This window comes from Myroides albus (assembly GCF_024722315.1).
In the GTDB taxonomy this organism is placed as follows: Bacteria; Bacteroidota; Bacteroidia; order Flavobacteriales; family Flavobacteriaceae; genus Flavobacterium; species Flavobacterium album_A.
In genome coordinates, this window is sequence record NZ_CP102754.1 from 3,624,950 (window position 1) to 3,651,630 (window position 26,681).

Annotated in this window: 25 protein-coding genes; 12 read left to right on the forward strand and 13 right to left on the reverse strand. The window is 34.0% G+C overall.

Annotated features, from left to right (window positions below; all coding sequences use genetic code 11):
• Positions 1-58: 58 nt before the first annotated feature.
• A complete protein-coding gene (gene glyA / locus NWE55_RS16215; protein ID WP_258204422.1) occupies positions 59-1,333 on the reverse strand; it encodes a serine hydroxymethyltransferase in 1,275 nt (424 codons plus the stop codon).
• A gap of 110 nt (positions 1,334-1,443) precedes the next feature.
• On the opposite strand from glyA, the gene fahA reads away from it, so the two are divergent.
• Both fahA and NWE55_RS16225 read left to right on the forward strand, forming a co-directional pair.
• Positions 1,444-2,727, forward strand: a complete 1,284-nt coding sequence (fahA, locus tag NWE55_RS16220; RefSeq protein ID WP_155092316.1) for a fumarylacetoacetase — start codon at positions 1,444-1,446, stop codon at positions 2,725-2,727.
• A 124-nt stretch (positions 2,728-2,851) separates the two neighbouring features.
• A complete protein-coding gene (locus NWE55_RS16225) occupies positions 2,852-3,511 on the forward strand; it encodes an SMI1/KNR4 family protein (RefSeq protein ID WP_155092315.1) in 660 nt (219 codons plus the stop codon).
• 100 nt (positions 3,512-3,611) lie between these two features.
• On the opposite strand, the gene NWE55_RS16230 is transcribed toward NWE55_RS16225, so the two are convergent.
• The 3 genes from NWE55_RS16230 to NWE55_RS16240 all read right to left on the reverse strand — a co-directional run bounded on the left by NWE55_RS16230 (position 3,612) and on the right by NWE55_RS16240 (position 4,974).
• Positions 3,612-4,058 carry a hypothetical protein gene (locus NWE55_RS16230; RefSeq protein WP_155092314.1) on the reverse strand — a complete coding sequence of 149 codons (447 nt, stop codon included), beginning with the start codon at positions 4,056-4,058 and terminating at the stop codon, positions 3,612-3,614.
• Between the two features lie 111 nt (positions 4,059-4,169).
• Entirely contained in the window at positions 4,170-4,601 is a 432-nt protein-coding gene (tnpA, locus tag NWE55_RS16235) for an IS200/IS605 family transposase (protein ID WP_155093506.1), read from the reverse strand.
• A 61-nt stretch (positions 4,602-4,662) separates the two neighbouring features.
• Positions 4,663-4,974, reverse strand: coding sequence for a hypothetical protein (locus NWE55_RS16240; RefSeq protein ID WP_155092468.1), 312 nt, complete (start codon positions 4,972-4,974; stop codon positions 4,663-4,665).
• A gap of 423 nt (positions 4,975-5,397) precedes the next feature.
• On the opposite strand from NWE55_RS16240, the gene NWE55_RS16245 reads away from it, so the two are divergent.
• Together NWE55_RS16245 and NWE55_RS16250 are read left to right on the forward strand one after the other, a co-directional pair.
• Positions 5,398-5,835, forward strand: a complete 438-nt coding sequence (locus tag NWE55_RS16245; protein ID WP_155092467.1) for a hypothetical protein — start codon at positions 5,398-5,400, stop codon at positions 5,833-5,835.
• A gap of 154 nt (positions 5,836-5,989) precedes the next feature.
• Positions 5,990-6,520: a hypothetical protein gene (locus NWE55_RS16250; RefSeq protein WP_155092466.1), complete on the forward strand. Its 531-nt coding sequence runs from the start codon at positions 5,990-5,992 to the stop codon at positions 6,518-6,520.
• Positions 6,521-6,578: 58 nt separating this feature from the next.
• Here the strand turns inward: NWE55_RS16250 and ytxJ are convergent, their stop codons facing one another.
• Entirely contained in the window at positions 6,579-6,917 is a 339-nt protein-coding gene (ytxJ, locus tag NWE55_RS16255; protein WP_155092465.1) for a bacillithiol system redox-active protein YtxJ, read from the reverse strand.
• Positions 6,918-7,218: 301 nt separating this feature from the next.
• On the opposite strand from ytxJ, the gene clpB reads away from it, so the two are divergent.
• Positions 7,219-9,810, forward strand: a complete 2,592-nt coding sequence (clpB, locus tag NWE55_RS16260) for an ATP-dependent chaperone ClpB (RefSeq protein ID WP_155092464.1) — start codon at positions 7,219-7,221, stop codon at positions 9,808-9,810.
• A 73-nt stretch (positions 9,811-9,883) separates the two neighbouring features.
• Here the strand turns inward: clpB and NWE55_RS16265 are convergent, their stop codons facing one another.
• Complete coding sequence (locus NWE55_RS16265; protein ID WP_155092463.1) at positions 9,884-10,333, reverse strand: DUF4442 domain-containing protein; 450 nt, start codon at positions 10,331-10,333, stop codon at positions 9,884-9,886.
• Positions 10,334-10,398: 65 nt separating this feature from the next.
• Complete coding sequence (locus NWE55_RS16270) at positions 10,399-11,361, reverse strand: NAD(P)H-dependent flavin oxidoreductase (protein ID WP_155092462.1); 963 nt, start codon at positions 11,359-11,361, stop codon at positions 10,399-10,401.
• A 250-nt stretch (positions 11,362-11,611) separates the two neighbouring features.
• On the opposite strand from NWE55_RS16270, the gene NWE55_RS16275 reads away from it, so the two are divergent.
• Entirely contained in the window at positions 11,612-12,163 is a 552-nt protein-coding gene (locus tag NWE55_RS16275; protein ID WP_155092461.1) for a thioredoxin family protein, read from the forward strand.
• 37 nt (positions 12,164-12,200) lie between these two features.
• On the opposite strand, the gene NWE55_RS16280 is transcribed toward NWE55_RS16275, so the two are convergent.
• On the reverse strand, positions 12,201-14,132 hold the full coding sequence (locus NWE55_RS16280) for a DUF262 domain-containing protein (protein ID WP_155092460.1): 1,932 nt from the start codon (positions 14,130-14,132) through the stop codon (positions 12,201-12,203).
• A 239-nt stretch (positions 14,133-14,371) separates the two neighbouring features.
• Between NWE55_RS16280 and NWE55_RS16285 the strand changes: the two genes are divergently transcribed.
• Positions 14,372-14,788: a CBS domain-containing protein gene (locus NWE55_RS16285; protein ID WP_155092459.1), complete on the forward strand. Its 417-nt coding sequence runs from the start codon at positions 14,372-14,374 to the stop codon at positions 14,786-14,788.
• A gap of 690 nt (positions 14,789-15,478) precedes the next feature.
• Here the strand turns inward: NWE55_RS16285 and NWE55_RS16290 are convergent.
• Positions 15,479-16,189 (reverse strand): hypothetical protein, encoded by a 711-nt coding sequence (locus tag NWE55_RS16290; RefSeq protein WP_155092458.1) that lies wholly within the window; start codon positions 16,187-16,189, stop codon positions 15,479-15,481.
• A 789-nt stretch (positions 16,190-16,978) separates the two neighbouring features.
• On the opposite strand from NWE55_RS16290, the gene NWE55_RS16295 reads away from it, so the two are divergent.
• Together NWE55_RS16295 and NWE55_RS16300 are read left to right on the forward strand one after the other, a co-directional pair.
• Positions 16,979-17,353, forward strand: a complete 375-nt coding sequence (locus NWE55_RS16295) for a hypothetical protein (protein WP_258204423.1) — start codon at positions 16,979-16,981, stop codon at positions 17,351-17,353.
• Between the two features lie 114 nt (positions 17,354-17,467).
• Entirely contained in the window at positions 17,468-17,746 is a 279-nt protein-coding gene (locus NWE55_RS16300; protein WP_258204424.1) for a DUF3817 domain-containing protein, read from the forward strand.
• A 106-nt stretch (positions 17,747-17,852) separates the two neighbouring features.
• Here NWE55_RS16300 and NWE55_RS16305 read toward each other — a convergent pair whose 3' ends face one another.
• A complete protein-coding gene (locus tag NWE55_RS16305) occupies positions 17,853-18,275 on the reverse strand; it encodes an NUDIX domain-containing protein (RefSeq protein ID WP_155092456.1) in 423 nt (140 codons plus the stop codon).
• Between the two features lie 167 nt (positions 18,276-18,442).
• Here NWE55_RS16305 and NWE55_RS16310 point away from each other — a divergent pair, with 167 nt between their 5' ends.
• The 3 genes from NWE55_RS16310 (at position 18,443) to NWE55_RS16320 (ending at position 22,220) form a co-directional block, all read left to right on the forward strand.
• On the forward strand, positions 18,443-19,675 hold the full coding sequence (locus tag NWE55_RS16310) for an OmpA family protein (RefSeq protein WP_155092455.1): 1,233 nt from the start codon (positions 18,443-18,445) through the stop codon (positions 19,673-19,675).
• A gap of 103 nt (positions 19,676-19,778) precedes the next feature.
• Positions 19,779-21,764: an excinuclease ABC subunit UvrB gene (gene uvrB / locus NWE55_RS16315; protein ID WP_155092454.1), complete on the forward strand. Its 1,986-nt coding sequence runs from the start codon at positions 19,779-19,781 to the stop codon at positions 21,762-21,764.
• 33 nt (positions 21,765-21,797) lie between these two features.
• Positions 21,798-22,220, forward strand: a complete 423-nt coding sequence (locus tag NWE55_RS16320) for a DUF1456 family protein (protein ID WP_155092453.1) — start codon at positions 21,798-21,800, stop codon at positions 22,218-22,220.
• A gap of 101 nt (positions 22,221-22,321) precedes the next feature.
• Here NWE55_RS16320 and sucC read toward each other — a convergent pair whose 3' ends face one another.
• The 3 genes from sucC to NWE55_RS16335 form a co-directional block, all read right to left on the reverse strand.
• Complete coding sequence (sucC, locus tag NWE55_RS16325; protein WP_155092452.1) at positions 22,322-23,515, reverse strand: ADP-forming succinate--CoA ligase subunit beta; 1,194 nt, start codon at positions 23,513-23,515, stop codon at positions 22,322-22,324.
• A 150-nt stretch (positions 23,516-23,665) separates the two neighbouring features.
• On the reverse strand, positions 23,666-24,286 hold the full coding sequence (locus NWE55_RS16330; RefSeq protein ID WP_155092451.1) for an L-threonylcarbamoyladenylate synthase: 621 nt from the start codon (positions 24,284-24,286) through the stop codon (positions 23,666-23,668).
• Between the two features lie 16 nt (positions 24,287-24,302).
• Entirely contained in the window at positions 24,303-26,636 is a 2,334-nt protein-coding gene (locus NWE55_RS16335) for an ATP-dependent helicase (RefSeq protein WP_155092450.1), read from the reverse strand.
• Between the last annotated feature and the right edge of the window lie 45 nt (positions 26,637-26,681).

Sequence of the window (26,681 nt, forward strand, 5' to 3'; positions counted from 1 at the left end):
AAAGAGGGTGACCTTTTGGGACACCCTCTTTATTATTATATACCTATAATGTTGTGATTTACCATACAAACATAGGTCTTTCTTCCATCATTTCGTTTACTTGATCAGCAACTTGTTCAATTACTTCATCGTTTGTGTGATTCATCAATACTTTGTCAATTAAAGCAACGATAGTTTCCATATCTTCTTCAACTAAACCTCTTGTAGTAATAGCTGGAGTACCAATACGAATACCAGAAGTTACAAATGGTGATTTATCATCAAAAGGTACCATGTTTTTGTTCACAGTAATTTCAGCTTTTACAAGAGCCTGCTCAGCTTCTTTACCAGAGATATTCTTATTTCTAAGATCAATCAACATCATGTGGTTATCTGTACCGCCAGAGATGATATTATATCCTCTTTTTACAAAAGCTGCGGCCATTGCCTTAGCATTCTTTTGCACTTGCAACGTATATTTAAAGAACTCATCAGATAAAGCCTCCCCAAATGCTACAGCTTTAGCAGCAATAATATGCATTAAAGGTCCTCCTTGATTACCTGGGAATACAGCACTGTCTAAAAGCGAAGACATCATGCGTACCTCTCCTTTTGGCGTTTTTAAACCAAATGGGTTTAGAAAATCTTTCCCCATCATGATAATACCACCTCTTGGTCCTCTTAATGTCTTGTGTGTTGTAGTAGTGATAATATGACAATGAGGTACAGGATCATTCATCAATCCCTTAGCTATTAAACCTGCAGGGTGTGAAATATCTGCCATTAAAATAGCTCCAACACTATCAGCAATCTCTCTGAATCGTTTAAAATCCATATCGCGAGAATATGCAGAAGCACCAGCAATTATAAGTTTTGGTTGCTCTTTAGTAGCTACTTCTTGTATCTTATCGTAATTTAATAAACCTGTTTCTTGATCTACACCATAAAACACAGGGTTGTACAGCTTACCTGAAAAGTTCACTGGTGAACCGTGAGTTAAATGTCCTCCATGAGATAAATCAAACCCAAGTATCTTATCTCCAGGCTTCAAACAAGCAAAAAACACAGCTGTATTAGCTTGAGATCCTGAGTGAGGTTGCACGTTTACATACTCAGCACCAAATAATGCCTTTGCACGATCAATAGCAATTTGCTCTACTACGTCAACAACTTCACATCCTCCGTAATATCTCTTATTAGGATACCCTTCTGCGTATTTATTTGTTAAGCAAGAACCTGCAGCTTCCATTGTCTCATCACTTACAAAGTTTTCAGAAGCAATTAATTCAATTCCATGAATTTGTCTATCTTGTTCTTCAAGAATTAAGTCGAAAATTTCAGTATCTTTTCTCATTTATGTTGTGTGTTTCATTTTTATTGCTTCCAAATGTACAAAAAACGTTTGTTATTTTCAGTCTTAATTATATATTTGAGTATTACTATTAACTCACTAAAAAATAATTTATGACAATTAACGCAAACGATCCGAATAGGAAGTCTTGGTTAAACGTTGAAAAGAATTCTGATTTTCCAATTCAGAATATTCCTTTTGGTGTTTTTATCACGCAAGATGACATCATTACAATAGGTACCCGAATTGGTAATTATGCAATTGATTTAAGTGCATTGCAAATGTTAGGTTACTTTAAAGGCATTGACTTGACCGATGATGTATTTCTACAAGATTCTTTAAATGATTTTATTTCTGCAGGTAAAAAAACCTGGAGAGCAGTTAGAAACAGAGTTGCTGAAATATTTGACTTAAATAACTTAGATCTTCAAAATAACGAAAAACACAGAGATGCTGTAATATTTGCAATTGATTCTGTGGAAATGCAGTTACCTGTACTCATTGGGGACTATACTGATTTCTACTCGAGTAAAGAACATGCAACCAATGTAGGGAAGATGTTCAGAGACCCTGAGAATGCATTGTTACCAAACTGGTTACACATCCCTGTTGGCTACCATGGTAGAAGCTCTACTGTTATTCCTTCAGGAGTTCCTATTAAAAGACCTGTAGGACAAACTTTGCCCAAAGGAGAAACCTCTCCAGTATTCGGGCCTTCAAAACGCCTTGATTTCGAATTAGAAACAGGTTTTATTACAACCGATGCTAACCTTTTAGGAGAGCACATTCCAGTAGATGAGGCTGAAGATCATATCTTTGGTATGGTTTTGTTAAATGATTGGAGTGCAAGAGATATACAAACATGGGAATACGTTCCGTTAGGTCCCTTCCTTGCTAAGAACTTTGCCACTTCGATTTCCCCTTGGGTTATCACACTCGACGCTTTAGAGCCGTTTAGAGTTGCAAGTCCAGCTCAATCACCTACCCCTCTACCTTACTTACAGCAATCTGGTAATCGAACCTTTGATATTAAATTAGAAGTATACATTACTCCAAAAGAAAAAGAGAGTAAGTTAATCTGTGAGTCTAACTTTAAGTATTTGTATTGGACTATGAGTCAACAGTTAGCGCATCACACCATTAATGGGTGCAAAGTAAACTCAGGTGACTTAATGGGTTCCGGAACCATCTCTGGAACTGAACCAAATAGCTATGGATCTCTTTTAGAGTTAACTTGGGGCGGAACCAAACCAATTGCTTTACCTGATGGTTCTACCAGAACTTTTATTGAAGATTACGATACTATCACAATGAAAGGTTATTGCCAAAATAGTGATATCCGCATTGGCTTTGGGGAGGTTAGTAATATGCTATTACCAGCATCAGTACGTTTTTAAAACAGAAAAGTCTTACAAAGTAAATATACCAAGCGCGAAATGAACTGTCATTTCGCGCTTTTTTGTTTCAATATAAAGGCGAACGTTATATTTTAACTACTTTTGTCGCTTATTACTATAATTTATGTACACAGAACAAATTCATCGTATCAAAGAGAAAGTAAACCAATTAAAGAGTTTAGATCAAGACTTGGAAATTTTCGGTGCAGATACACACGAATATATATTAAACCCTACTGTTTCTATTGAAGATGTAACTCAATTTGAAAAGGAGAATAAGGTTACGCTACCAAAAGATTATTTAGCATTTATCACTGAAGTAGGCAATGGAGGTATGGGACCTTTTTATGGCTTGCAAACATTAACTGAAGCAAGCGTAAACGAAGAAGAGCTAATGATAACAGGCAAGAGTACTACTTCACTTTTACAAAAGCCTTTTCCTCATAGTTCCCTATGGAATCCATTAGCTGAATTAGAAAGTCTTGATGCTAAAATAGAAAATGCCAGTGGAGATGATGAACTTGAAGAACAGTTATATGAAAAAAGATTGGCCCTGATCAGTGGAGAAGAACATGACTATGGAAGGCTTAACCTTTGTGATTTTGGATGTGGTATTACCATTTTCCTTGTCGTAGCTGGAAATCAAAAAGGTTTTATGTGGACAGACGACCGAATAAATGACGGAGGATTATATCCGAGTATTGAATTAGAAAATATTAATAGTCTAACTTTTTTAGATTGGTATGAATTATGGCTTGACAATTCTATTTCAGAGTTTATCTAATCACAAGAACTAAGACAGCCTTATAAAAAAATCTCCTATCGAGTTACTGAACTCAATAGGAGATTTTTCTTTATTACATCGATAGTTAGAGGTCTGTTACCTATAGCTCTTTCTCGTAAATCTCTTTGTTAGATGCACATAAACGGCATCCTTTTTTTAACCCTTTTTCATTCCATTCGATTCCTGTCTTCTCCTGGTCAATCAATGTGTAATAAGAGTATAATAATCCATATCCTTCGTTATTGCCCATTTCGATAATCTTGGAACCTAACTTCTCAAGTTCTGCATCTGCTTGAGGGTGTTTTACCTCTTTTGCATTCTTATCCCCTAATACAGAAACAACATCAATTGCTTTTTCACCTAAGCCATAAATAAAAACTTGAATACAAGCAGTATCCAATCCAGCATCACACAACTTTTGATTCCCCTGCTTAATTTTACTCATTGAATCCATAAACATCCCCTTTCCTTTGCGTTCAAGTAATCTATCCCCCTCTACATAATTCAAATAGTAAAACTTCTCTAACAATTCAAGGCGCTTTTCCATTCCTGGAGCTTTCGGAGCATATTTAAATTCATTATCTAAAGAAATAAACCACTATGGACTGAAAGTCCATAGTTTGTTAAAGCAGACTAAAGTCTGCCTGGGTGGAGCTACTTACTCAAGTATAAAGTTACCTCCGTTATCATTTGGTTTACGATGGTGTTCAAGATATTGATTTAGCATTTCATCAGTAATATTTCCTGTACTCCAACAACCAAAGCCTATTGCCCAAAAGTGACGTCCCCAGTATCTGTGCTTCAACTCAGGAAATTCTATTTGGAGTTTCCTTGAGGTACGACCCTTGAAGAGTTTGACAATATTACTTATGTTTTGAGATGGTCGATATTCTATATGAAGATGAACATGATCCTTTGATACTACACCTTTTAAAATTTGAATATCTTCTGCTTCACAAATCTGAATGATCAGACTACGACAACGTATCTGAATATCTCCTTCCAATACTGGATAACGATATTTAGTCACCCATACTATATGGGCGGTTAAACGTGATACACTATGTCCTCCGGTTCGTTGATATTCCATATATCAAAGGTAAACATTTTTAGAAGCTGAAAGCTAAATGCACTAAAGTGCATAGTTTTAACTACAGTCTGCGACCAATAAAAGTAGACTTCTTTACTTTTCTACTAAACCCCTTCAATTCATTTCCATTCTTCTTTTCAAGAAAAACCCCATCTCCACCTGCTAACACATAAATAGTGTCGTTTCTTTCAAAATAATCGTAGTACTCTTTTTCATCTAAAATAGCAGTTCCTTTTCCGTCAAATTCTAAAGATGTATTATAAAAACTCCAAAAGGATTTGTTTTTATACTTTCCAACTAAATTATTTGAAGCTTTTTGCCCGAATGCAAAAACAGATTGTAAAATAATTACAAGTAATAGTAGTCTTTTCATGTCAATTCTTTTTTTCAAACTTAGGTAAATATATTAAATATTCGAAGAATCTTTACCTTTAGTTATAAAATTAAAAGAACAAAAGAACATTAGAGTCAATAGCAACTATTTATAATTACTTGATACTACACGAATCACCCTTACAACCAAAGTTAAAAAAAGCTTGTAAAAACAAATACAGAGCCGGTATCATCAAAACCCATAGCTCATTATCTATACTTTGAAAAACAATAAAAACTCCAAGGATTAATCGAATCCATCTTATTGCAGTCCATTGCTTAAAATAATTAATCATAACGTCTTTGATTTTCATTATCTACAAAACTAATCATTATAAAAATGGCAATATGTAACAATTGTTACTGTCAGACTATAGTAGATATAGTACTTTGGTCCAAGTAATAATTAATAACATTTATAGAGATGAAGAAAATAGTTTTGAGCTTAGCTCTAATTTTATCAATGAATACAATATCATTTGCATCAACTTCTATTTCAGAAAGTACAGAGAGTGTATTATTTCAAGAAACTAAGGGCAAAAAGTTTGCTATTCTTGTTCAGTCTACAAAAAACCTACGTTCATCTATAATGACGGCTTCAGAAATGATTAAAGATAATCCTGCTGTTAATTTTGAAATCGTTATAATGGGACAAATGGTACAAGAACTAAATAACGCAGAATTAAAACCTGAGTTAGACGCTGCTGATAAAGCTGGTATCAAACTAGTAGTTTGTGAATTTGCATTAAAAGTATACGGTGTTGAATTAAAAGATTTGCCTTCGTATTTTATAGGGACACCAAATGCTCATAAATATATGTTCCAATTGCAAGAGAAAAATTATAATACCTTATCAATATAAGTATTAAAAAAACTCACACTACAATTATCCATAGACTTATGTAAACTTTTGAAAGGGCTTTTTTTAAAAAAATGCCCTTTCTTTATTTTAAATTTAACATGAGTTAGCTTTGTTTTTTGTAATTTTAGGAGATAACCGTAAAAGAAATTCTAAAATGAAAAAGCTAATCTATTTATCCTTATTGCTATTGCCTATTTCTTCTATAGCAATTGCTAACAATACAGCAGCACATGCTACTACTGCTATCAATCAAAAAGCTACAAAGGAGTTCACTATTAAATACACGTCAGAATCAACCGATTTAACGCAAAAAGCAACAGAACTTTACCAACAACTGATCAGCTTTATTTCACAAGAAAACGAAGCGAAATCATTTAGAAGCGTCTCTTTCCTTACGCAAATTAATGAAAACACAAAAGAAATCACTATCAAAAACATACAATTTTCTCAAGAGAATTCATATGCAACTGCCTTGCAAAAATTACTCAAAAACGACAATGATGCAACAAAGATCTTAGAAGTGGATGGAGTATCCATTGAGGCTAATGAAGATACTAAAGAAATAGATTTAACTAAGGCTACTACTTTAGCCACTAACTTTGTAGAAGCTGTTAATTCTTCAAACTATGAAAAGGGAACTAACGTATCTTCAAGCATTGATATAGAGTACCACACTATTCAATAATAAAAATGTCCGATTATTCAAATCGGACATTTTTATTCTATACTTCACTTACGAGTGATTACAAACGCAATAATAGTTTTTCAACTTGAGCGCCGTCAATACTTTCATGAGATGTATTAAAAACTGCTTGTCCTTTTGAAACAATAAGGATTTGTGGTGATTGATGTTCAACCTTGAATACCTCTGCTATTTCTAAAGAAATTAAGCGATCAGCAACAACATCAACCATATAACAAGATACATGTGTTGAATTACTAAATGAACTTTGGAAATTCTTTAATGCAAACTTGCTAATAAAGCATCGTGTACTATTCTTAAAGATAACAACTGCCTTTTCTTGAGATTCTGCAATTAAATCTTCTAATTGTGAGCTTTTCGTTAATTGTATCCAGTCCATAGTTTCGATTATATTAAATTATTACGCTAAATTAAATAAAAATACACTACCCTCCTATTGTTTACCGTTATCTCCTGACTCTTTATACTCTATAGTCTTTCTTACTTCTATAACACTTAAAAATACAACCAATCCAAACAAGACAAAATGACACTAACAACGGCTAACAACCCCACCTATATATGACTTTTTGTCAATTTCTTGCAATAGTTTTCTCAAAAATTATGTCAATTAGACCATTTAGGTACATTGGAACATCTATTGCTTAAGTTATAACACAACAAAAAAAATACGCTTAATTATGAATTTGAACAATTTTACAATAAAATCACAAGAGGCTCTGCAACGTGCACAGGTAATTGTACAAGGGGCTGGCCAACAACAAATAGAGAATGAACACATTTTTAAAGCTATTCTTGAAGTAGATGAAAATGTAACCCCATTTATTCTCAAAAAGCTAAATGTAAATCTTGATACCTTCAAAAAGGTCTTAGATGCTACAATAGAAAGTTTTCCAAAAGTAGCTGGGGGACAAATGAGTTTATCACGAGAAGCGGGTGTAGCTGTAACAGAAGCACAAGCTATCGCAACAAAGATGAAAGACGAATTTGTTTCAATAGAGCACTTAGTATTAGCTATTTTTAAATCAAAAAGTAAAGTAGCTCAAATATTAAAAGATCAAGGTGTAACTGAAAAACAATTAATAGCTGCCATTGAAGAAATTCGAAATGGAGCAAGAGTTACATCAGCATCAGCAGAAGACACATACAACTCTTTGAATAAATATGCTAACAACTTAACTCAATTAGCCAATGAAGGTAAGTTGGACCCAGTAATAGGTAGAGATGAAGAAATTAGACGTGTATTGCAAATCTTAAGTCGTCGTACTAAAAACAACCCTATGTTAATTGGGGAACCTGGAGTTGGGAAAACAGCTATAGCTGAGGGATTAGCGCATCGTATTGTACAACAAGACGTTCCTGAAAACTTAAAAGATAAACAAATCTTTGCCTTGGATATGGGAGCACTAATTGCAGGTGCAAAATACAAAGGTGAGTTTGAAGAGCGATTAAAATCTGTCGTAAAAGAGGTTACTTCTGCTGAAGGAAATATTATTCTATTTATCGATGAAATACACACCTTAGTAGGTGCTGGTGGTGGTGAAGGTGCTATGGATGCAGCAAATATCCTAAAACCAGCTTTAGCTAGAGGTGAATTGCGCTCTATAGGAGCAACTACACTTGATGAATACCAAAAGTACTTTGAGAAAGACAAAGCTCTTGAAAGACGTTTCCAAAAGGTTGTCGTAGATGAACCTGATACAGAAAGTGCTATTTCAATCTTGAGAGGTATTAAAGAGAAATATGAGGCTCATCATAAAGTAAGAATTAAAGATGAGGCAATTATCGCAGCTGTCAATTTATCTGAAAGATATATTACCAATCGTTTCTTACCTGATAAGGCTATTGACTTAATGGACGAAGCTGCTGCTAAATTGAGAATGGAAATCAACTCTAAACCTGAAGAACTCGATGTGTTAGATCGAAAAATCATGCAGTTAGAGATTGAGATTGAAGCAATCAAAAGAGAGAATGACGATGAGAAATTGAAATCTCTGGGACTTGAACTTGCTAATTTAAAAGAAGAACGCAATGAAATCTTTACTAAGTGGCAGGGTGAAAAAGAAGTTGTCGATCGCGTTCAAAATATTAAACAGCAAATAGAGGCTTATAAACTGGAGGCCGAAAAAGCTGAACGTGAAGGTGATTATGGTAAGGTAGCGGAGATTCGATATGGCAAAGTCAAAACGGCACAAGAGGAGCTTGAACAAGCACAAAAGCAATTAGACGAAAACCAAAGTGGTCAATCACTTATCAAAGAGGAAGTGACAAGTGAGGATATCGCTGAAGTAGTTGCGAAGTGGACTGGAGTTCCTGTTGCAAAAATGCTACAAAGTGAAAGAGAAAAACTCTTACACCTTGAGGACGAACTACACAAACGCGTTATTGGTCAAGAAGAAGCGATTGAAGCAATTAGTGATGCTGTGCGTAGAAGTCGTGCTGGGTTACAAGATCCGAGAAAACCAATTGGTTCATTCCTATTTTTAGGAACAACTGGTGTAGGTAAGACAGAACTTGCTAAGGCACTTGCAGAATATCTATTTGATGATGAAAACGCCATGACTCGTATTGACATGAGCGAATATGGAGAAAGACACAGTGTGAGTAGATTGGTAGGAGCGCCTCCAGGATACGTAGGTTATGATGAAGGTGGTCAGTTAACTGAAGCTGTTCGAAGAAAACCTTACTCTGTTGTACTTTTAGATGAGATCGAAAAAGCACACCCAGATACTTTTAATATCTTATTACAAGTATTGGATGAAGGACGCTTAACAGATAACAAAGGTCGTTTAGCTGATTTTAAAAACACAATCATTATTATGACTTCTAATATGGGAAGCCATATTATACAAGAGAAATTTGAATCTATTTCAAATGTAGAACAGGCCTCAGAGGAAGCAAAACAAGGAGTGCTTAATGAATTAAAATTAACAGTGCGTCCTGAATTTCTTAACCGTATTGATGAGATTGTAATGTTTACACCATTGTCGAAAGGTAATATCCTCAACATTGTAGATATTCAGTTGAAAAATGTCATCAAGATGTTGAAACAACAAAATATCATTATGGAAGCGACACCAGAAGCTAAGGAGTTTTTAGCAGATAAAGGATATGATCCTGAGTTTGGTGCGCGTCCAGTTAAGCGCGTTGTTCAAAAAGAAGTTTTAAACCGCTTATCAAAAGAAATACTTGCTGGGCATGTAAAAGCAGATAGTATTATACTATTAGATTCATTTGACAATGAATTAGTTTTCAGAAACCATGAAGCTTAATAGCTTGTTTATAAATTCGTTTTTACAATAAAATAGAGGTTGCTCAATGAGCAACCTCTATTTTTATTATCAATTAGCCTCTTGCTTTGATACTCCACGTAAACAAAAACTTTGCTACTACATCACCTTGTTCGTCCTTAGCAATTGTTGTCAATGGGATTACTACTCCTTCTTTTGTTTCTATTGCTCTTTGTATTGCCTCGTCAATTTTTTGTCCTTCATCGCAGGTAAATGTAATTTTACCAACTGCTTTTTTAGTAAACTCCATCTCGTTCTTCACAACCAAAGAAGCTATATTCTGACCAGACATTTTAATTTTTGTCAATAGCATTAAGCCTCCCGAAAACTCAGCAGCCATTCCCTGTACTGCCCAAAACATACTCTGAAATGGATTCTGATTTAAAAAGTCAAACTCTACATATGTTATCACTTCGTCTTTTTTAAAACTTTCTAAGCGAACACCTGCAATCCAAGCAATTGGAATTTGCGTTGTTAGAATTTGTTTAAATGTCTCTTGATTCATATTCTATTATTTATTTTTCAGTTAATTAAGTTACTAATCTAAAAGCTCTCGCTTATCCTATGTAATTAGAATTTTAATGATTCTAAAATTTCTTTATTCTTGCACAGAGATTCTTTATACTCTCCTTTTAGTTGCTCTACCAAATCCCTGACTGTCAAAACACTTGTAATTCCAGCTGTCCCATGGCCTGCAGACCAAATATCTTTCCATGCTTTGCTATTTGCCGCAGTCAATTGAGAGAAATCTTCTTCTTTTTTGACACTAAGATCTAAACCTGCTTTCTCGATACTTGGTTTTAGAAAGTTTGCATTTACCCCTGATACGCCATCTGTATACATTATATCATCAATACCTGAATCTACGATCATTTGCTTATATTCATCTACTGCATCACATTCTTTTGTTGCTATAAATCGCGTTCCCATATAAGCAAAATCAGCTCCGATATTCTGTGCTGCTAAAACATCACTCCCCTTATCTATACTTCCCGCCAAAAGCACTACTCCATCAAAGAAACTCTTTATCTCCGCTATCAGTGCAAAAGGGCTTGCTGTACCTGCATGTCCTCCAGCTCCCGCAGCTACACAAATTAAACCATCTACTCCTGCCTCAGCTGCCTTTTCTGCATGGCGCTTTTTGATAATATCGTGAAAAACTAATCCTCCATAACTGTGAACTGCATCTACTAAGTCTTTGACAGCTCCTAAAGAAGTAATGATAATAGGTACTTTGTACTTAATACAAAGCTGTAAGTCAGGCATTACTCTTGGATTTGTCTTATTGACAATGATATTAACTCCAAATGGTGCTGGCTTCTTCCCTGTCTCTCTTTCAAACTTGTCCAGTTCTGTCGTAACTTCTATAAGCATTTGTTCAAAATCTTCTGTACTTCTACCATTCAAAGCTGGAAAAGTTCCTACTATTCCATTCTTACAGCTCTCTATCACTAATTTGGTTCCAGAAACAATAAACATTGGGGATACTACAATAGGTAATACTACCCTATCTTTTAACTCTTGTATTGTCATAATTAATTTATCGTTTTTTTTAATTGTGTAATTTAATCTAAAATAACAAGATTTCTAAACATATCCACTCTATTTTTGATTGAAAATCCCCTCATTTCAAGCTTTTAACACATAAACACACCTACTTTCTTACCTTGAAGGAAAGGAAGCACAAATTACCTACTCATTTTGATCAAAACACTTGATAGTATATCTCTAATTATTTTTTTACTTTGCAAGGTAAAATAAACAATGATAGATTAAATTTAATATGAAAAAACTAACATACGCTTGTTCCCTTGTACTCTCAGTGATGTTATTGGGTAGTTGTAATCAAAAAGCAACAGAAAGTAAAACTGAAGCCAAAACCGAAGAAGCTACTCCTACAGTAGAGAAAGATGAAGCTAAATCGGAAAAAGAATCCCTTTCTCAACCTTATAATGAGGAAGAAGATGCAGATGAGAAATTAAACGAATTAATCGCACAGGCAAAAAAAGAAGGAAAGAAAGTTTTTGTACAAGCGGGAGGAAACTGGTGTATCTGGTGTTTGAGATTCAATGATTTTGTTCAAAAAACAGAAGAACTTAAATCTATTGTAGATAAAGAATACGTGTATTACCATTTGAACTATTCAACTAAAAACAAGAACAAAGAGGTATTTGATAAATATGCGCCTGAGGGAAAGAAATTAGGTTTTCCTTTCTTTTTCGTGATTGACCAAGAAGGAAAAGTAACTAATATCATCAACTCTGTAGACTTAGAATTAGACAAAGGATATGATGTTGAGAAAGTAAAACAAATGTTTTTAGACAACGCCTTATAAACAAGAAAAAGAAACTCTCGATTGAGAGTTTCTTTTTTTATACCTCATACAACAACAACCTTCTCATCTCCGTATCCTGTATATCAGGAAGTTCCCAATGGGATATAAACTGTTCCATCATCTTACGCCCTCTATCCTCAATGCTATACTTATCCCATGTTTCATAACTCAATATTTCTTTCTCGAGCTCTGTAAGTCTATATTCGTGCTTAACTGCATTTTCTATTTTATGCTGGATTCTTTCAAAACTACTGGGTTCATAGCGATTAAAAGCCAAAATCATATTTCCCAATGAATAACTATACCTATCGCGATTCACTTTTTGCATGCTATTAATATCCTTGTAGGTACTTCGTTCTTCATAATGCCCTTCTTCTGGATATATTAGATAAACTTTAGGGTCTACATGACTTAACCCTCCTCCATTTAATTCTTCGATTGTCTTTAAAAAATAGTCTAAACCCGCCCAGGTTTTGAAGCGATTACCTTTGTGAATGTGATTGATTACCTCTTTCCATCTAAAGTGACTAACTCGTTGTTCCAACAGTACATTTATCAAATATTCATTGGTATGAGCCCTACCTCTTAAATAATAAAAATTAATATCTCTAAAAGTATCTTCTAAATTCAAGTTGGAATTATTGCCCTGCAATAAAAAGCACATAATATTATGTCGTTCTATTGCAAATAATAACCGCTCAATCTGATCTAACTTTTGCTGAACACTATAGTCTGTTTCCTCACCTGATTTCTGTGGTAAATCACGCATAAAAATAGACAATATTAAATTCAACATATACTTTCCATATCCCCTTGGAAAATTGTTTATCCTTAGTAGTGACTTTTGCAAAGCAACTGTGTAGTGAAAGTCAAAATCAATATCTGTATCAACTGCATAAGGATTATTGATAAAATACCACAAAACAACAGCTTTCTTCATACTTCCCAACCACTCGTTCAGTACTTTATAATCGACATAATTAATTAGCTCATTATCCTTTTCCAATTGAAAATCTACTGTAAAAAGTTGCTTTTGATAAGACTTAAAATCATTAGAAACCATAGTCGAATTAGAAAAATACAGAAGCCAAAACGCTTTTAAGAAGGCATCATCATCCATAGCCTGCGATGGATTCCTCCCAAGCCACTTATAAACTTCCAACCAAGCTTGATTCACTTTCTTCCTACTCCGATCTATAGTAGAAGAAACAGTTAACTGTTTCGATACAATGTACAATACCCGATTCTTTAAACGTTCCAGGCTTGACAATTGCTTTCCTCTAAAATTTAATGTTTCAAAAACCATAGAAACATCTAATGGACGTTCTTGAGACTCGCTCAAATCCAGAATAGAGAAAAGTAAATGCTTTGTAATCTTATTAATCCAGACTTCAACTTCTACCTGAGAAAGACTTTTAACTTGTTGATAAAAATAAGTCTTTGCTATGGATAAATTATGCGTGTATAGTGTTTCAGTTTCTTCGACCTGGTAGTCTTTCTCTGAAAAAATCTCTCTAATCAAGTAATTGTGTGACGGCACATCAATGTGATAACCAAAAATATACTTATTGACCTCGTTCTCTCTATGTCTAAAATAAGTATTTTCTAAGGCTGCTTTTAACTCTACATTATCTAAAACATTCACAAGTTCAGACAATAAAATCAACAAAGTAGTCAAACGCTGCTGCCCATCTACTATATTACAACCCGTATAAAATTGTCCTTTAATCAAAAGTTTGTTACTTCTAACTGTAAAACCTTCTTTGCGAATGCTTTCAAAATCTGCTGTAGTAAATGCATTTAGCGTTAAAATACCAGTGAAGTGAAATGTATTTCGATGATGATGTGTATTATAAAGATCATACCACAATTCGCTCAACTCTTTCTTTGTCCATGAATATCCTCTCTGATAATCGGGTATCCTAAAAATTCGGTCCTTAAATACTTCTTCAAATGCAATAATATTCATCCCTCAATTTGCTAAAAAATGCAGGCAAAAATAACTCAATTCGCCCTCTTTAGCTATATTAATTTGTTAACTTTTAAAAGTGTTATGATTGCAATATCTAAAGCTAATATTGAGAAGTTTAGCAATTATAGAAGATACAAAATTAATATGTCTTTTCCAATGTCTCTTATCATACTTTTTGTTGTCATATAACCCAATATTTGTAATATAAAAATATAACAACCTAAAGTAGAAACACTATGAAACAAAGAGTTCCAGTATCTCAGATTATGGCTAAAGTATTAATAGCTGTACCATCAACAAAAAAAATTAGTGAAGTAAATCAACTGTTTGCCGACTATAATATCCGACATATACCAGTAGTTGAATCAGAAAAACTCATTGGAATTATCAGTGTCAATGATATTCTAAAAATAGGATATAGCAACGCTGATATGGATAAAGACGCACTAAACGATATTTACGATGCCTATAAGCTCGAAGATATCATGACTAAAAATCCATTAGTTGTTACAGAAGACACAATCATTAAAGAAGTAGCTGAACTATTTTCAAAACAAAGATTCCACTCACTACCTATCACGGACAAAGCAGGAAAATTAGTTGGAATAGTCACAACTACAGATTTAATAAATTATTTAATTGCGCAATACTAATTGAACAATTCACACCTTTTTCAAGGTATAAAATGTATTTCAACGAAAAAAGACTATCACTGTTTGTGATAGTCTTTTTTACATAACTTCATTTCCCCTATTGAGAACAAAGTTAATTCAAGAGTTACCTCTATCAATATCTAAACTCTGTAACACCACACAAAAAGTATAAGCAACCCAAAGAAAAAAATCTTCTTATCCCTAAAATAATTGTGAATACATCCGTTAGAACTGCAAACTGCTTTGTCCCAATGTATCACACAAGTCTAATTACAATACTTCCACGTTATCCATCAAATTTCCGAAGCACTTATACACTCACTTACCACAAAAAAAGCGATACATTCTTGCGTCTTTCACTCAGTTTTCTTGCAGCATCCTTGCAGTTTTATAGGCGAAAAGGTGTGTTTTCCCAAGGAAACCCCAAGCAAACTGCAAGAAAACCCCAAGGAAGTGCAAGCATTACTACACCAATTCACGACCAATGAGGTAAAACAAATGTTATCAATTTAAAGTGAACTTAATCGTTAGACTTTGCGTATCATTTAGACAGATGCTCTATTACCAGTCTTGACTTTGTCGCTTTTGACAGATAGTCCAAGCTACTTTTGCTATCCTATGGCTATTTTTGAGTTAAAGACCAAAATTGTTCTACACTTTACAAAATGTTCTAAGGTTGATCGGATCCGATCAACCCTTATATACCAATTTACTTTTTATTTGTGCTGAATCAATTGCCACAAATTCAAACTGATCGAAATGAGTCAATACTTTACTGAATTTTTCCTCAGCTTCTTTTCTACTCCAATCTTCAGGATAGGTAAAACCAATAAACGAGATACTTTCTGCGACTATGCTAAACGCATGATCGAATTCTTCAAAACCACCATAAGTCAAAGCAATCTGACCTTTCCAATGTATTGTATATTTCTTGTCATGCTGTTTAGAAAACGTAATATTGTGATTTGCACACTGGTCATGACCTAACAAATAAATACTAAAGCTTGGCTCGGACTCATAAAAATCTTCCGCTAATGGCAGTACATCAAGTTGAAAACCAAACTCATCTTTGTCAAATAAATCAACCTTTTTTGATCCATCACTTAACAGGATTCCCTGCTCATCAGACCAATAGGTTGAGGATAAAATACACTGATGATAGTTATCCCAAACAATCTTCGATTTCCAGTGTAATTCGCTTGTATAAGGTCCATCAAAATCTTCTTCTTCATAGTCATCTTCCTCATCTGTGTTTTCTTCAGAATCATAGTAATCCTTGCTTTTCAAATGTAAATCAAACCACAAACGACCTTCCAAATCCATTCGTCCGGACCAAACAAACTCCTTTAATTGATGTGGTTCAGGATAAGCACTATCTTTAAACACAATCTCTCTTTTCATACCTATTTACTATTTCTATTATAAACTCACAAAAGTATGCATGTATGCGAAAAAACCAACCATACGAACATATAAGTTATCCCACTTTTTAATTGAGAAAAAAACAAGGAGCAACTTTAGTTTATACCTAAACAAAATTGTATTTATAATTCTCCCTTTATAGCTTAGAGAAAGCTTAATAACAGGTAGAAACGAGCACTTCAATTATCACAACTAAAAAAAACAGTAAATTTACTTTTGTCAGTTGCTATTCTTCTCTATTTTCCATTTTGCACAATGATTAAGTAACTAACTATTTACCACTCACAAATAATTTAAAACATAAGGGATCCGTTCACAAACGTTTCTGTAACAAGAAAAGAGGTCATGGCGTGTAAAAAACAATGAATGTATTGACCATTGAATCGACAAATAACACTATGGATTGCTCCCCAACTTCTCACTTTTCATTTATCAAAAGAATTTTAAATACAATCAAAAATCAAATCGCAACAATCAATTACTCAATGCGAAATTTATAACGCTCTTTAGAAAACACCTAATTTAGCAACCATTAGACTATAATCTATAGAATATACTTTAGTTTGAAACTCAAGAAATGAATGGCTTTAATGACAGGTAAATACAACTCCAAAAAGAGTGGACAAGAACAATAATAGTAACCTGTCCACACTTGTACACATGGTTGAATAAAACATATTCCAAAAAAATTCATTGTTTTATTCGTTTTTTAATAAGTAAAAAGATTACTTTTGCACCGAAATAATTTTTTATTAAAAGATTTATACTGTGGAAAACGCTAATGCCTTAAAATTAATCAAGCAAATTCAATCAGACCTAATCGCTAATGGTCTTGTTGTAGAATCAATTGTTGAAGATCTTAAGAAACTAAGAGAATTTGCTCTATTAGAAGAGAAACCAGTTTTAGTAAAAGGACTGAGATTAACTTATGAGCACATTGAAAACAATCAAGCTTTTTTAATTCCAATTCCATCAGACGAACCAATTGAAGAAGGAGAAGAAAGTACAGTAGAAGCATCGAAATCGACAGAAAAAACAGATTTAGAAAGTCTTCAATACTTATTATCACTTTTCAAAGATGTGGATAACAAACACAATCTTGCAGATTTAAGAGAATATAATAGTAGATTTCAAGCTTTCTAAGAAAGTCTACAATTTGAAATATAAAAAAGGTCTAATTTGGAAAAAATTAGACCTTTTTTAATTTATATACCATAAAATTCTATTTTAGCCTTTCAAACAATTAATATACACAAAATGCTTAAAACATTCAAATTCATCGCATTATTAGAAGGACTATCACTATTGGTATTATTGTTTATTGCCATGCCTTTAAAGTACATTTGGAAACAACCTGAATTAGTAAGTCAAGTAGGAATGGCTCACGGAGTTTTATTTATTGCATACATTATTTTTGCAACTGTATTAAAATCTGATCAGAAGTGGAGTATGAAAACTTATGCCCTAATTTGTATAGCATCTATTATTCCTTTTGGAACATTTGTGATGGAAAAAAGAGTTCTAAGCAATGCTTAAAAAAAACAGTTCTCATGTAAATCAATAATTTAATCTGAGAAAAATACTATAACGAAATTATCACAAACACAAAATTGTGATTTATCTAAAAACCAAAAGCCATACTTTAAAGTATGGCTTTTTTAATAGCGTCTTGTAAGATATCACCATGATCAAATGCCAGCTCAGGCAATTCGTCAAGTGAGAACCAATCTAATTCCTTAGCGTCATCTGCAGCCTTTCCCTTCGTCTTAGTATCTACTAAACCTATATAAGCGACACTAACAACATGCGAGCGTGGATCTCTAAATGGTTTGCCGTAAGCACCTAATTGACTTAAACTTTTACAGTCAATTGTAGTTTCTTCCAATAATTCGCGTTTTGCGGCTACCATTAAATCTTCATTTTCATCGACAAATCCTCCAGGTAAAGCCCATTTATCTTTAAATGGTTCATTTTTTCTTTTAATCAACAGTACTTTTACTTCAGTATTTTCTTTCTTAAGTAAAACAATGTCAACAGTGACAAATATTTTTGAGATATAAGACATATATGATTTTAATAAATTTAATTAGTCAATTTCTGCGTGTTTTTTATAAAAAACTTCAAAAAATAAAGATAATCAAAATCTTTCTATTATATTTGCCTTGTAAAGCAATTAGTAAAAAGTGAGATAAATGAATAATCTTACTTTTAAAGGAAATTAAAATGATAACTATGAAAAAATTAACATTACCGTTATTAGCTTCTCTATTTGTATTTGGTACTGCTTCTGCGCAGGACTATAACAAATGGTCTATTGATTTAAATGGTGGTTTTGCAAAACCTGCAAGAACTCTTTCACCAGGATTTGCTGGAGAAACATTTAAAAATATGCACTTAGATGGAGGTGTACGTTATAGTATCAACAACAAATTTGGTGTTAAAGCATCATTTGGATACGATAGACTTAATGAGTGGACTAACAAGGCTGACATTGAGACAAACCACTACAGAACAAGTTTAGAAGGAGTTGTAAATTTAGGTAGAGTATTAAACTTCGAAAGCTGGACTAGTGTATTAAATGCACAAGTACACGCAGGGGGGGGATACTCTTGGATGAATGGAGACAAATTCAGTGGAACTGATAACATGGGACACTTAATGGCTGGTTTAACTGGACAAATTAAAGTTCACCGTAGAATCGCTTTAAACGCTGACTTTACTGTTATTCAAAGTTTACAACAAAACAATAACTGGGACGGTGTAACTGCAACTAATAGATCTGTATTCCAAGGAACTATGTTCAACGCAACTGTTGGGGTTTCTGTTTATCTTGGAAAACACGCTCAACATGCTGACTGGTATGCTGAAGCTGCTAAAGAAAACGAAGTTATTGCTGAGTTAACTAACAGATTAACTAAAATCGAGAATGATCTTAAAGACACTGACAATGACGGTGTGCCAGATTATTTAGATTTAGAACCTAATACACCTGCAAACACTTTAGTTGATTCTAAAGGAAGAAGTATCGATTCTAACAACAATGGTATCGCTGATAACATTGAGAAATTTATCGATGAGAAATATGGTGATTTAAACAAAGGAGTTAGTGCTGATGACGCTGCAATGATCAAAGAATTAGTAAACAAAGGATATGTTGCTGCTTACTTTGACTTTGATAAAGCTCAACCAACAACTGTTGACGGAATCAACTTTATCGTTAACTACTTAAGAAACAATCCATCTGCTTCTGTTGAAGTTATCGGATATGCTGATGCAGTAGGTAACAAAGATTACAACAATAAATTATCTGAAAGACGTGCAAACGCTGTTAAAGATATCATTGTAAAATCTGGAGTTAGCGCTTCTAAAGTTTCTGCTAAAGGAAACGGAATCGATGACGCTGTTTCTAAAGATTCAGCTGCAGCTCGTAAGATTGCAAGAAAAGTTGTTTTCAAAATCAACTAATTAAATTAAAACATTCTGTTTTTATATAGAAAGCGCAAGGTAACTCTTGCGCTTTTTTGCTTTATATTAACTAACTTTGCATATTCTATTATACCGTTTGAATATGAAGTTTGAAGTTAAATCAGATTACAACCCTACTGGAGATCAACCCCAAGCAATACAAAAGCTAAGTAAAGGAATACTTGACGATGAAAAATATCAGACTTTAGTCGGAGTGACTGGTTCAGGTAAAACATTCACAGTAGCCAATGTTATCCAAGAAGTACAACGCCCTACTCTTGTACTTGCGCACAATAAAACACTTGCAGCACAATTGTATTCAGAGTTCAAAAGCTTTTTTCCTAATAATGCAGTGGAATACTTTGTCTCTTACTATGATTACTATCAACCAGAAGCATTTATACCTGTTACAGGACAATATATAGAGAAAGACTTATCAATAAACGAGGAATTGGAGAAAATGCGTCTAAGCACCACCTCTGCCCTTTTATCAGGACGCAGAGATATATTGGTAGTCGCATCAGTATCGTGTCTTTATGGTATAGGAAATCCTACAGAATTTCAAAAGAATGTTATTTCTTTAGAATTAGATCAGCAGATAAGTAGAACTAAACTATTACATAAATTAGTTCAAAGTCTATATTCAAGAACAGAAGCTGATTTTACACCAGGAAACTTTAGAATCAAAGGAGACACTGTCGAAATATTTCCAAGTTATGCAGACGATCCTTTCCGAATTCACTTTTTTGGCGATGAGATTGAAGATATTGAAGTATTTGATAAGAACACTTCTCAAGTAATTGAAAAATACACACAACTGACCATCTATCCCGCAAATATGTTTGTTACTTCTCCCGATGTACTACAAAAAGCCATTTGGGAAATACAACAAGATATGGTAAAACAAGTAGAGTATTTCAAAGAAATTGGAAAACACCTCGAAGCAAAAAGGCTGGAAGAAAGAACGAATTTCGACCTTGAAATGATACGCGAATTAGGCTATTGTTCTGGTATAGAAAATTACTCAAGATACCTGGATGGCAGAGACCCTGGGACTCGCCCTTTCTGCTTATTAGATTATTTTCCAAAAGATTACTTGATGGTTATTGACGAAAGTCACGTAACAGTTTCACAAGTACACGCAATGTATGGAGGCGATAGATCAAGAAAAGAAAACTTGGTAGAATACGGTTTTAGATTACCAGCAGCTTTAGATAACAGACCTTTAAAATTTGAGGAGTTTGAGGCTATGCAGAATCAAGTCGTATATGTTTCGGCCACTCCTGCAGATTACGAATTACAAAAATCAGAAGGTATATATGTAGAGCAATTGATTAGACCGACAGGCCTTCTAGACCCTATTATAGAAGTACGACCAACCGAAAATCAAATTGATGATCTAATCAACGAAATACAAGAGAGAGTTGAAGTAGACGAAAGAATTCTTGTTACTACACTAACCAAAAGAATGGCAGAGGAACTTGCTAAATACTTTACCAAAGTTGGTGTTAGATGTAGATATGTACACTCAGATATTGACACCCTTGAAAGAGTTGAAATCATGCAAGATCTGAGAAAAGGATTATTTGATGTACTAATCGGAGTGAACTTGCTTAGAGAGGGATTAGACTTACCTGAAGTTTCCCTTGTAGCTATTTTGGATGCGGACAAAGAAGGGTTCCTAAGAAGTCACAGGTCACTTACTCAAACAGTTGGTAGAGCAGCCCGAAACGTTCATGGAAAAGCAATCATGTATGCAGACAAAATTACCGATAGCATGCAGAAAACTATTGACGAAACAAATTATCGCCGAAGCAAACAAATTGAGTACAACACCAAAAATAAGATAACTCCTCAGGCTATTCACAAGAAGATTGGAAGTGATTTACTAAAACCTACTTATGAAGAAAACCAACAAGCTATCTTGCAAAAAGCTGCAGAAAATGAAATAAAATACAAGTCAAAAGCAGATATAGAAAAAATGATTAGAGAGAAAAGAAAGGAAATGGAAAAGGCTGCGAAAGATCTTGACTTTATAAATGCTGCTCGTTTAAGAGATGAAATAAAAGCTTTAAAAGACAAACTGTAAATATTTTACTTACCTTTGCAAAAATCAGAGAGAATGAACAATAACGATATATTAAAAAAGCTGAGAGTCGCATTGCAATTGCGCGATGATCAAATAGTAGAGATTTTAGAATTAGTTGACTTTAGAATATCTAAAGGAGAAATAGGCAATTTCTTTAGAAATGATGAACATCCTAAATATGTAGAATGTGGTGATCAAATCTTGCGTAATTTCCTTAATGGATTAGTAATCCACCTTAGAGGTACGAAGGAAAACCCTAAGAATCCAAAAGAAGTTTTAGAAGGACATAAAAAAACTTTTACTAAAGATAAAAAAAGTACTACTGTCAACTCAAAAGAAGATAAAGACAATAAGTCTAAGTCAAGACCTAAAACTACAAATTCAAGTAAGAAGAACAATCCTAAAACACCGCTTTCAGGATTCAAGTTTAATAATGGAAAACAAAAAAGAGATTAAGTAATCTCTTTTTTTTTAGACCCGCTAATTACATTAGTAGAAAGCAAAAAAAAGAGCTATCAATATTGATAGCTCTTTTTTATTTTGTGTATGTAAATCAATTAAGATAATGCAACTTTAACTTGATCTGCAGCTTCTTGGAAAGCAACAGCTGATAAAATAGGCATACCTGATTTGTCAATTAATTCTTTTGCCAATTCAGCATTTGTTCCTTGTAAACGTACAATAATAGGCACTTTAATATCGTCACCCATGTTTTTGTAAGCATCAACAACACCTTGAGCAACACGGTCACAACGAACGATACCACCAAAGATATTGATTAAGATAGCTTTTACGTTTGGATCTTTTAAGATAATACGGAAAGCAGTTTCAACACGTTTTGCATCAGCTGTACCACCTACGTCTAAGAAGTTTGCAGGTTCAAAACCAGCATACTTAATTAAGTCCATTGTAGCCATTGCTAATCCAGCACCATTAACCATACAACCTACAGTACCATCTAAATCAACATAGTTTAACCCTGCTTCTTTAGCCTCAACTTCGATAGGTCTTTCTTCTGTAATATCTCTATACTCTGCATAAGTTTTCTGTCTGTATAATGCATTGTCATCTAAAGTAACTTTAGCATCAACAGCTAAGATTTTATCATCTGATGTTTTCAATACTGGGTTAATTTCGAACATTGAAGAATCACTTCCAATGTAAGCTCTATATAAAGCATCTACGAATTTAACCATCTCTTTAAAAGCATTACCAGATAACCCTAAGTTAAAAGCAATTCTTCTTGCTTGGAATCCTTGTAATCCTACAGCAGGATCAATTTCTTCTTTAAAGATTAAATGTGGAGTTTTCTCAGCTACTTCTTCGATATCCATACCTCCTTCAGTAGAGTACATAATCATATTACGTCCTTTAGCTCTATCAAGTAATACAGACATATAGAATTCACTTGTTTCGCTTTCACCTGGATAGTAAACATCTTCAGCTACTAAAACACGATTAACTCTTTTACCCTCTGGTGGAGTTTGTGGAGTAATTAAATCCATACCGATAATCTTACCAGCGATTTCTTTTACTTCGTCTAAGTTTTTAGCCAACTTAACTCCTCCTCCTTTACCTCTTCCTCCTGCGTGGATTTGAGCTTTAATTACATACCAACTTGTACCAGTTTCTTCTGTAAGTTGTTTAGCTTTTTCAACTGCCTCTTCTGCGTTGTTAGCCACTAATCCACGTTGTACTCTTACACCGTAGCTAGCTAATATTTCTTTACCTTGAAATTCATGTAAATTCATAGTGTGATACGTTTAGCTTTTTAAATAAACAGATACAAAAATAACAATTCAGTTTGAATTCCCCTAATTTAAAATAGGGAACTGTCATATTTTACAGTCTATTTAACCTTGTTTTATCTATTTTATTAATTAATTCTAATTTTTTGTTGATTATAATATATCAATTTCTCCTTTTCCCTGGCGGATAACCTCTGGTTCGTAGCCAGATAAGTCTATTACTGTAGACGCTGTATTATCTCCATAACCTCCATCAATAACTACATCAACAAGATTTTGCCATTTTTCGAAAATAAGTTCTGGATCAGTTGTATACTCAAGTACTTCATCTTCGTCATAAATTGACGTTGATACAATAGGATTTCCCAATCGCTTAACTATATCCCTTGCAATATTATTATCAGGTACGCGAATACCTACTGTCTTTTTCTTTTTAAACTCTTTAGGCAAATCATTATTTCCCGGAAGAATAAATGTATAAGGCCCAGGCAGGGCTTTCTTAAGAATTTTAAAAGTAGAAGTATCTATTTGCTTTACATAATCAGATATATTACTTAGGTCATAACAGATAAAAGAAAAGTTTGCTTTCTCTAACTTCACTCCTTTTATCTTTGCGATCCTTTCTAAAGCCTTTGTATTGGTAATATCACACCCTAACCCATAAACCGTATCGGTAGGATAGATAACAAGGCCTCCATCTCGAAGGATTTTCACGACCTTGTCTATTTCTTTTTCATTAGGATTATCTGGATATATCTTTATAAACTGTGCCATAACTTTTTATTACAATTTACGATAATACACGTAGCTTAGCAAATCTCAACAGTAGTTTTTTAATTCCTCCTACATCAAATCTAATCTCAGCTTTTCGATCTGCTCCTACACCTTCTAAGTTTAAAATTTCTCCCTTACCAAAACGCTCATGCATGACCATATTCCCTACTGCCAAATCTCCATTATTCACATTACTCACCTCCTTCTTACTACTGTCAATTGGCTTTAACCTTCTAATATTTCTATCAACTTTTGGTTCTTCATTCTCCGTAATATAAGCTGGAGGAGTTCCTCCTACTGGTTTTTTTAATCGCAGCTTACTCTTATCCGCATCTCCAAAAATATCAGTATTCATCATAGGCTTATATCGATAATTAGTCTCAACAGGAGTTAAGTACTCTAAGTACTGATCATCAATCTCATCAATAAAACAAGAAGGATCACTATCTACCAATTTACCCCAACGGTAACGAGATTGCGCATAAGTCAAATAAGCTTGATGTTCGGCCCTTGTCAATGCCACATAGAACAACCTTCTTTCTTCTTCTAATTCTGCTCTTGTACTTTTACTCATTGCACTTGGGAATAAATCTTCCTCCATTCCCACGCAAAATACCGTAGGAAATTCTAACCCTTTTGCCAAGTGAATAGTCATAAGCGCTACTCTATCATCATCTCCATTGTCTTTATCTAAATCCGTAGCCAAAGCAACATCCTCCAAGAACTCCCCTAAAGCACCTCTTGCTCCATCAATCTCTTTTTGACCTTCAATGAAATCTTTGATACCATTTAACAACTCCTCAATATTCTCCATTCTTGTAATTCCCTCTGGAGTAGTATCTTTTCTCAATTCCTGAACAAGTCCCGTTTTCTTTACTACATGTTCAGTCAATTGATAAGCATCCATCGTCTGTTCTTGTGCTTGAAATGCTTTAACCATGTTGACAAAGTCAGATAATTTACCTCTTGTTCCTGCAGTTATCTTAAGATCAATCTTATCGATATGTTCCATAACTTCAAAAATAGATCTCTTGTAGTGATTTGCAGCAATAGTAAGTTTATCCAGTGTCGTAGCTCCAATTCCTCGAGCAGGATAGTTAATTACGCGAACTAATGCCTCTTCATCTTTTGGATTAATGATCAAACGCAAATAACTAAGTACATCTTTAATCTCTTTTCGCTGATAAAAAGATAAACCTCCATAAATTCGATAAGGAATGTCTTTTTTACGCAAAGCATCTTCCATCGCACGAGATTGTGCATTGGTTCTATACAATATAGCAAAATCACTGTTGTTTTTTTGCCCTTGCATTTTCTCCTCAAAAATCGTTGAGGCTACAAATCGCCCTTCTTCACCATCGGTTAAAGAGCGGTGCACTTTAATCTTCGGTCCGAAATCATTTGCTGTCCAAACAACCTTTTCAAGTTTAACTCTGTTTTTATCAATTACAGTATTTGCCGCTTCAACAATATTGCGTGAAGAACGATAATTTTGCTCTAATCGATACGTTTGAACCCCCTCGTAGTCTTTTTGGAAATTCAATATATTATTAATATTTGCTCCCCTAAAGGCGTAAATACTCTGTGCATCATCACCAACAACACAAATATTCTGAAATCGATCAGACAAAGCCCTAACAATCAAATATTGTGAGTGATTTGTATCTTGATACTCGTCTACCAAAATATATCTAAAGCGATCTTGATACTTAGCCAACACATCTGGAAACATATTCAACAGCTCATTTGTCTTTAACAATAAGTCATCGAAGTCCATAGCTCCCGCTTTAAAACACCTATCAACGTAGTTTTGGTAAATATCACCGATTCTCGGACGTTTACTCATAGCATCCGCTTCCAGAAGCTCAGGATTTGCAAAATAATCTTTAACTGTAACTAAACTGTTTTTATACGACGAAATTCTACTGAGAATTTCCTTTGGTTTATATACATCTTTGTCAAGCTGCATTTCCTTGATTATTTGCCCGATCAAGCGTTGACTATCTTGAGAATCGTAAATAGAAAAGTTACTTGGATAACCCAATCGATCAGCTTCACTTCTCAAAATTCTCGCAAATACCGAGTGGAAAGTACCCATCCACAAATTCTTTGCTTCTGTACTCCCTACGATTTGTGAAATCCTCGCTTTCATTTCTCGTGCTGCTTTATTGGTAAAAGTTAGCGCGAGAATGTTAAATGCATCTACACCTTGATGCATCAAGTATGCTATACGCAAAGTCAATACTCTTGTTTTTCCTGAACCTGCACCAGCAATCACTATCATCGGCCCCTCTTTTTGTAAAACAGGCGCCCTTTGTGCTTCATTTAACTGATCAATATAATTTTGCATATCCTTTTTTCATAAAAAGCCAAAAATACAATTACTCTCCCTTTA

What these genes read in the sequence shown, in the direction of transcription:
- glyA (WP_258204422.1), bottom strand. Translation starts at nt 1,333, where the DNA reads ATGAGAAAAGATACTGAAATTTTCGACTTAATTCTTGAAGAACAAGAT.
- fahA (WP_155092316.1), top strand. Translation starts at nt 1,444, where the DNA reads ATGACAATTAACGCAAACGATCCGAATAGGAAGTCTTGGTTAAACGTT.
- NWE55_RS16225 (WP_155092315.1), top strand. Translation starts at nt 2,852, where the DNA reads ATGTACACAGAACAAATTCATCGTATCAAAGAGAAAGTAAACCAATTA.
- NWE55_RS16230 (WP_155092314.1), bottom strand. Translation starts at nt 4,058, where the DNA reads ATGGAAAAGCGCCTTGAATTGTTAGAGAAGTTTTACTATTTGAATTAT.
- tnpA (WP_155093506.1), bottom strand. Translation starts at nt 4,601, where the DNA reads ATGGAATATCAACGAACCGGAGGACATAGTGTATCACGTTTAACCGCC.
- NWE55_RS16240 (WP_155092468.1), bottom strand. Translation starts at nt 4,974, where the DNA reads ATGAAAAGACTACTATTACTTGTAATTATTTTACAATCTGTTTTTGCA.
- NWE55_RS16245 (WP_155092467.1), top strand. Translation starts at nt 5,398, where the DNA reads ATGAAGAAAATAGTTTTGAGCTTAGCTCTAATTTTATCAATGAATACA.
- NWE55_RS16250 (WP_155092466.1), top strand. Translation starts at nt 5,990, where the DNA reads ATGAAAAAGCTAATCTATTTATCCTTATTGCTATTGCCTATTTCTTCT.
- ytxJ (WP_155092465.1), bottom strand. Translation starts at nt 6,917, where the DNA reads ATGGACTGGATACAATTAACGAAAAGCTCACAATTAGAAGATTTAATT.
- clpB (WP_155092464.1), top strand. Translation starts at nt 7,219, where the DNA reads ATGAATTTGAACAATTTTACAATAAAATCACAAGAGGCTCTGCAACGT.
- NWE55_RS16265 (WP_155092463.1), bottom strand. Translation starts at nt 10,333, where the DNA reads ATGAATCAAGAGACATTTAAACAAATTCTAACAACGCAAATTCCAATT.
- NWE55_RS16270 (WP_155092462.1), bottom strand. Translation starts at nt 11,361, where the DNA reads ATGACAATACAAGAGTTAAAAGATAGGGTAGTATTACCTATTGTAGTA.
- NWE55_RS16275 (WP_155092461.1), top strand. Translation starts at nt 11,612, where the DNA reads ATGAAAAAACTAACATACGCTTGTTCCCTTGTACTCTCAGTGATGTTA.
- NWE55_RS16280 (WP_155092460.1), bottom strand. Translation starts at nt 14,132, where the DNA reads ATGAATATTATTGCATTTGAAGAAGTATTTAAGGACCGAATTTTTAGG.
- NWE55_RS16285 (WP_155092459.1), top strand. Translation starts at nt 14,372, where the DNA reads ATGAAACAAAGAGTTCCAGTATCTCAGATTATGGCTAAAGTATTAATA.
- NWE55_RS16290 (WP_155092458.1), bottom strand. Translation starts at nt 16,189, where the DNA reads ATGAAAAGAGAGATTGTGTTTAAAGATAGTGCTTATCCTGAACCACAT.
- NWE55_RS16300 (WP_258204424.1), top strand. Translation starts at nt 17,468, where the DNA reads ATGCTTAAAACATTCAAATTCATCGCATTATTAGAAGGACTATCACTA.
- NWE55_RS16305 (WP_155092456.1), bottom strand. Translation starts at nt 18,275, where the DNA reads ATGTCTTATATCTCAAAAATATTTGTCACTGTTGACATTGTTTTACTT.
- NWE55_RS16310 (WP_155092455.1), top strand. Translation starts at nt 18,443, where the DNA reads ATGAAAAAATTAACATTACCGTTATTAGCTTCTCTATTTGTATTTGGT.
- uvrB (WP_155092454.1), top strand. Translation starts at nt 19,779, where the DNA reads ATGAAGTTTGAAGTTAAATCAGATTACAACCCTACTGGAGATCAACCC.
- NWE55_RS16320 (WP_155092453.1), top strand. Translation starts at nt 21,798, where the DNA reads ATGAACAATAACGATATATTAAAAAAGCTGAGAGTCGCATTGCAATTG.
- sucC (WP_155092452.1), bottom strand. Translation starts at nt 23,515, where the DNA reads ATGAATTTACATGAATTTCAAGGTAAAGAAATATTAGCTAGCTACGGT.
- NWE55_RS16330 (WP_155092451.1), bottom strand. Translation starts at nt 24,286, where the DNA reads ATGGCACAGTTTATAAAGATATATCCAGATAATCCTAATGAAAAAGAA.
- NWE55_RS16335 (WP_155092450.1), bottom strand. Translation starts at nt 26,636, where the DNA reads ATGCAAAATTATATTGATCAGTTAAATGAAGCACAAAGGGCGCCTGTT.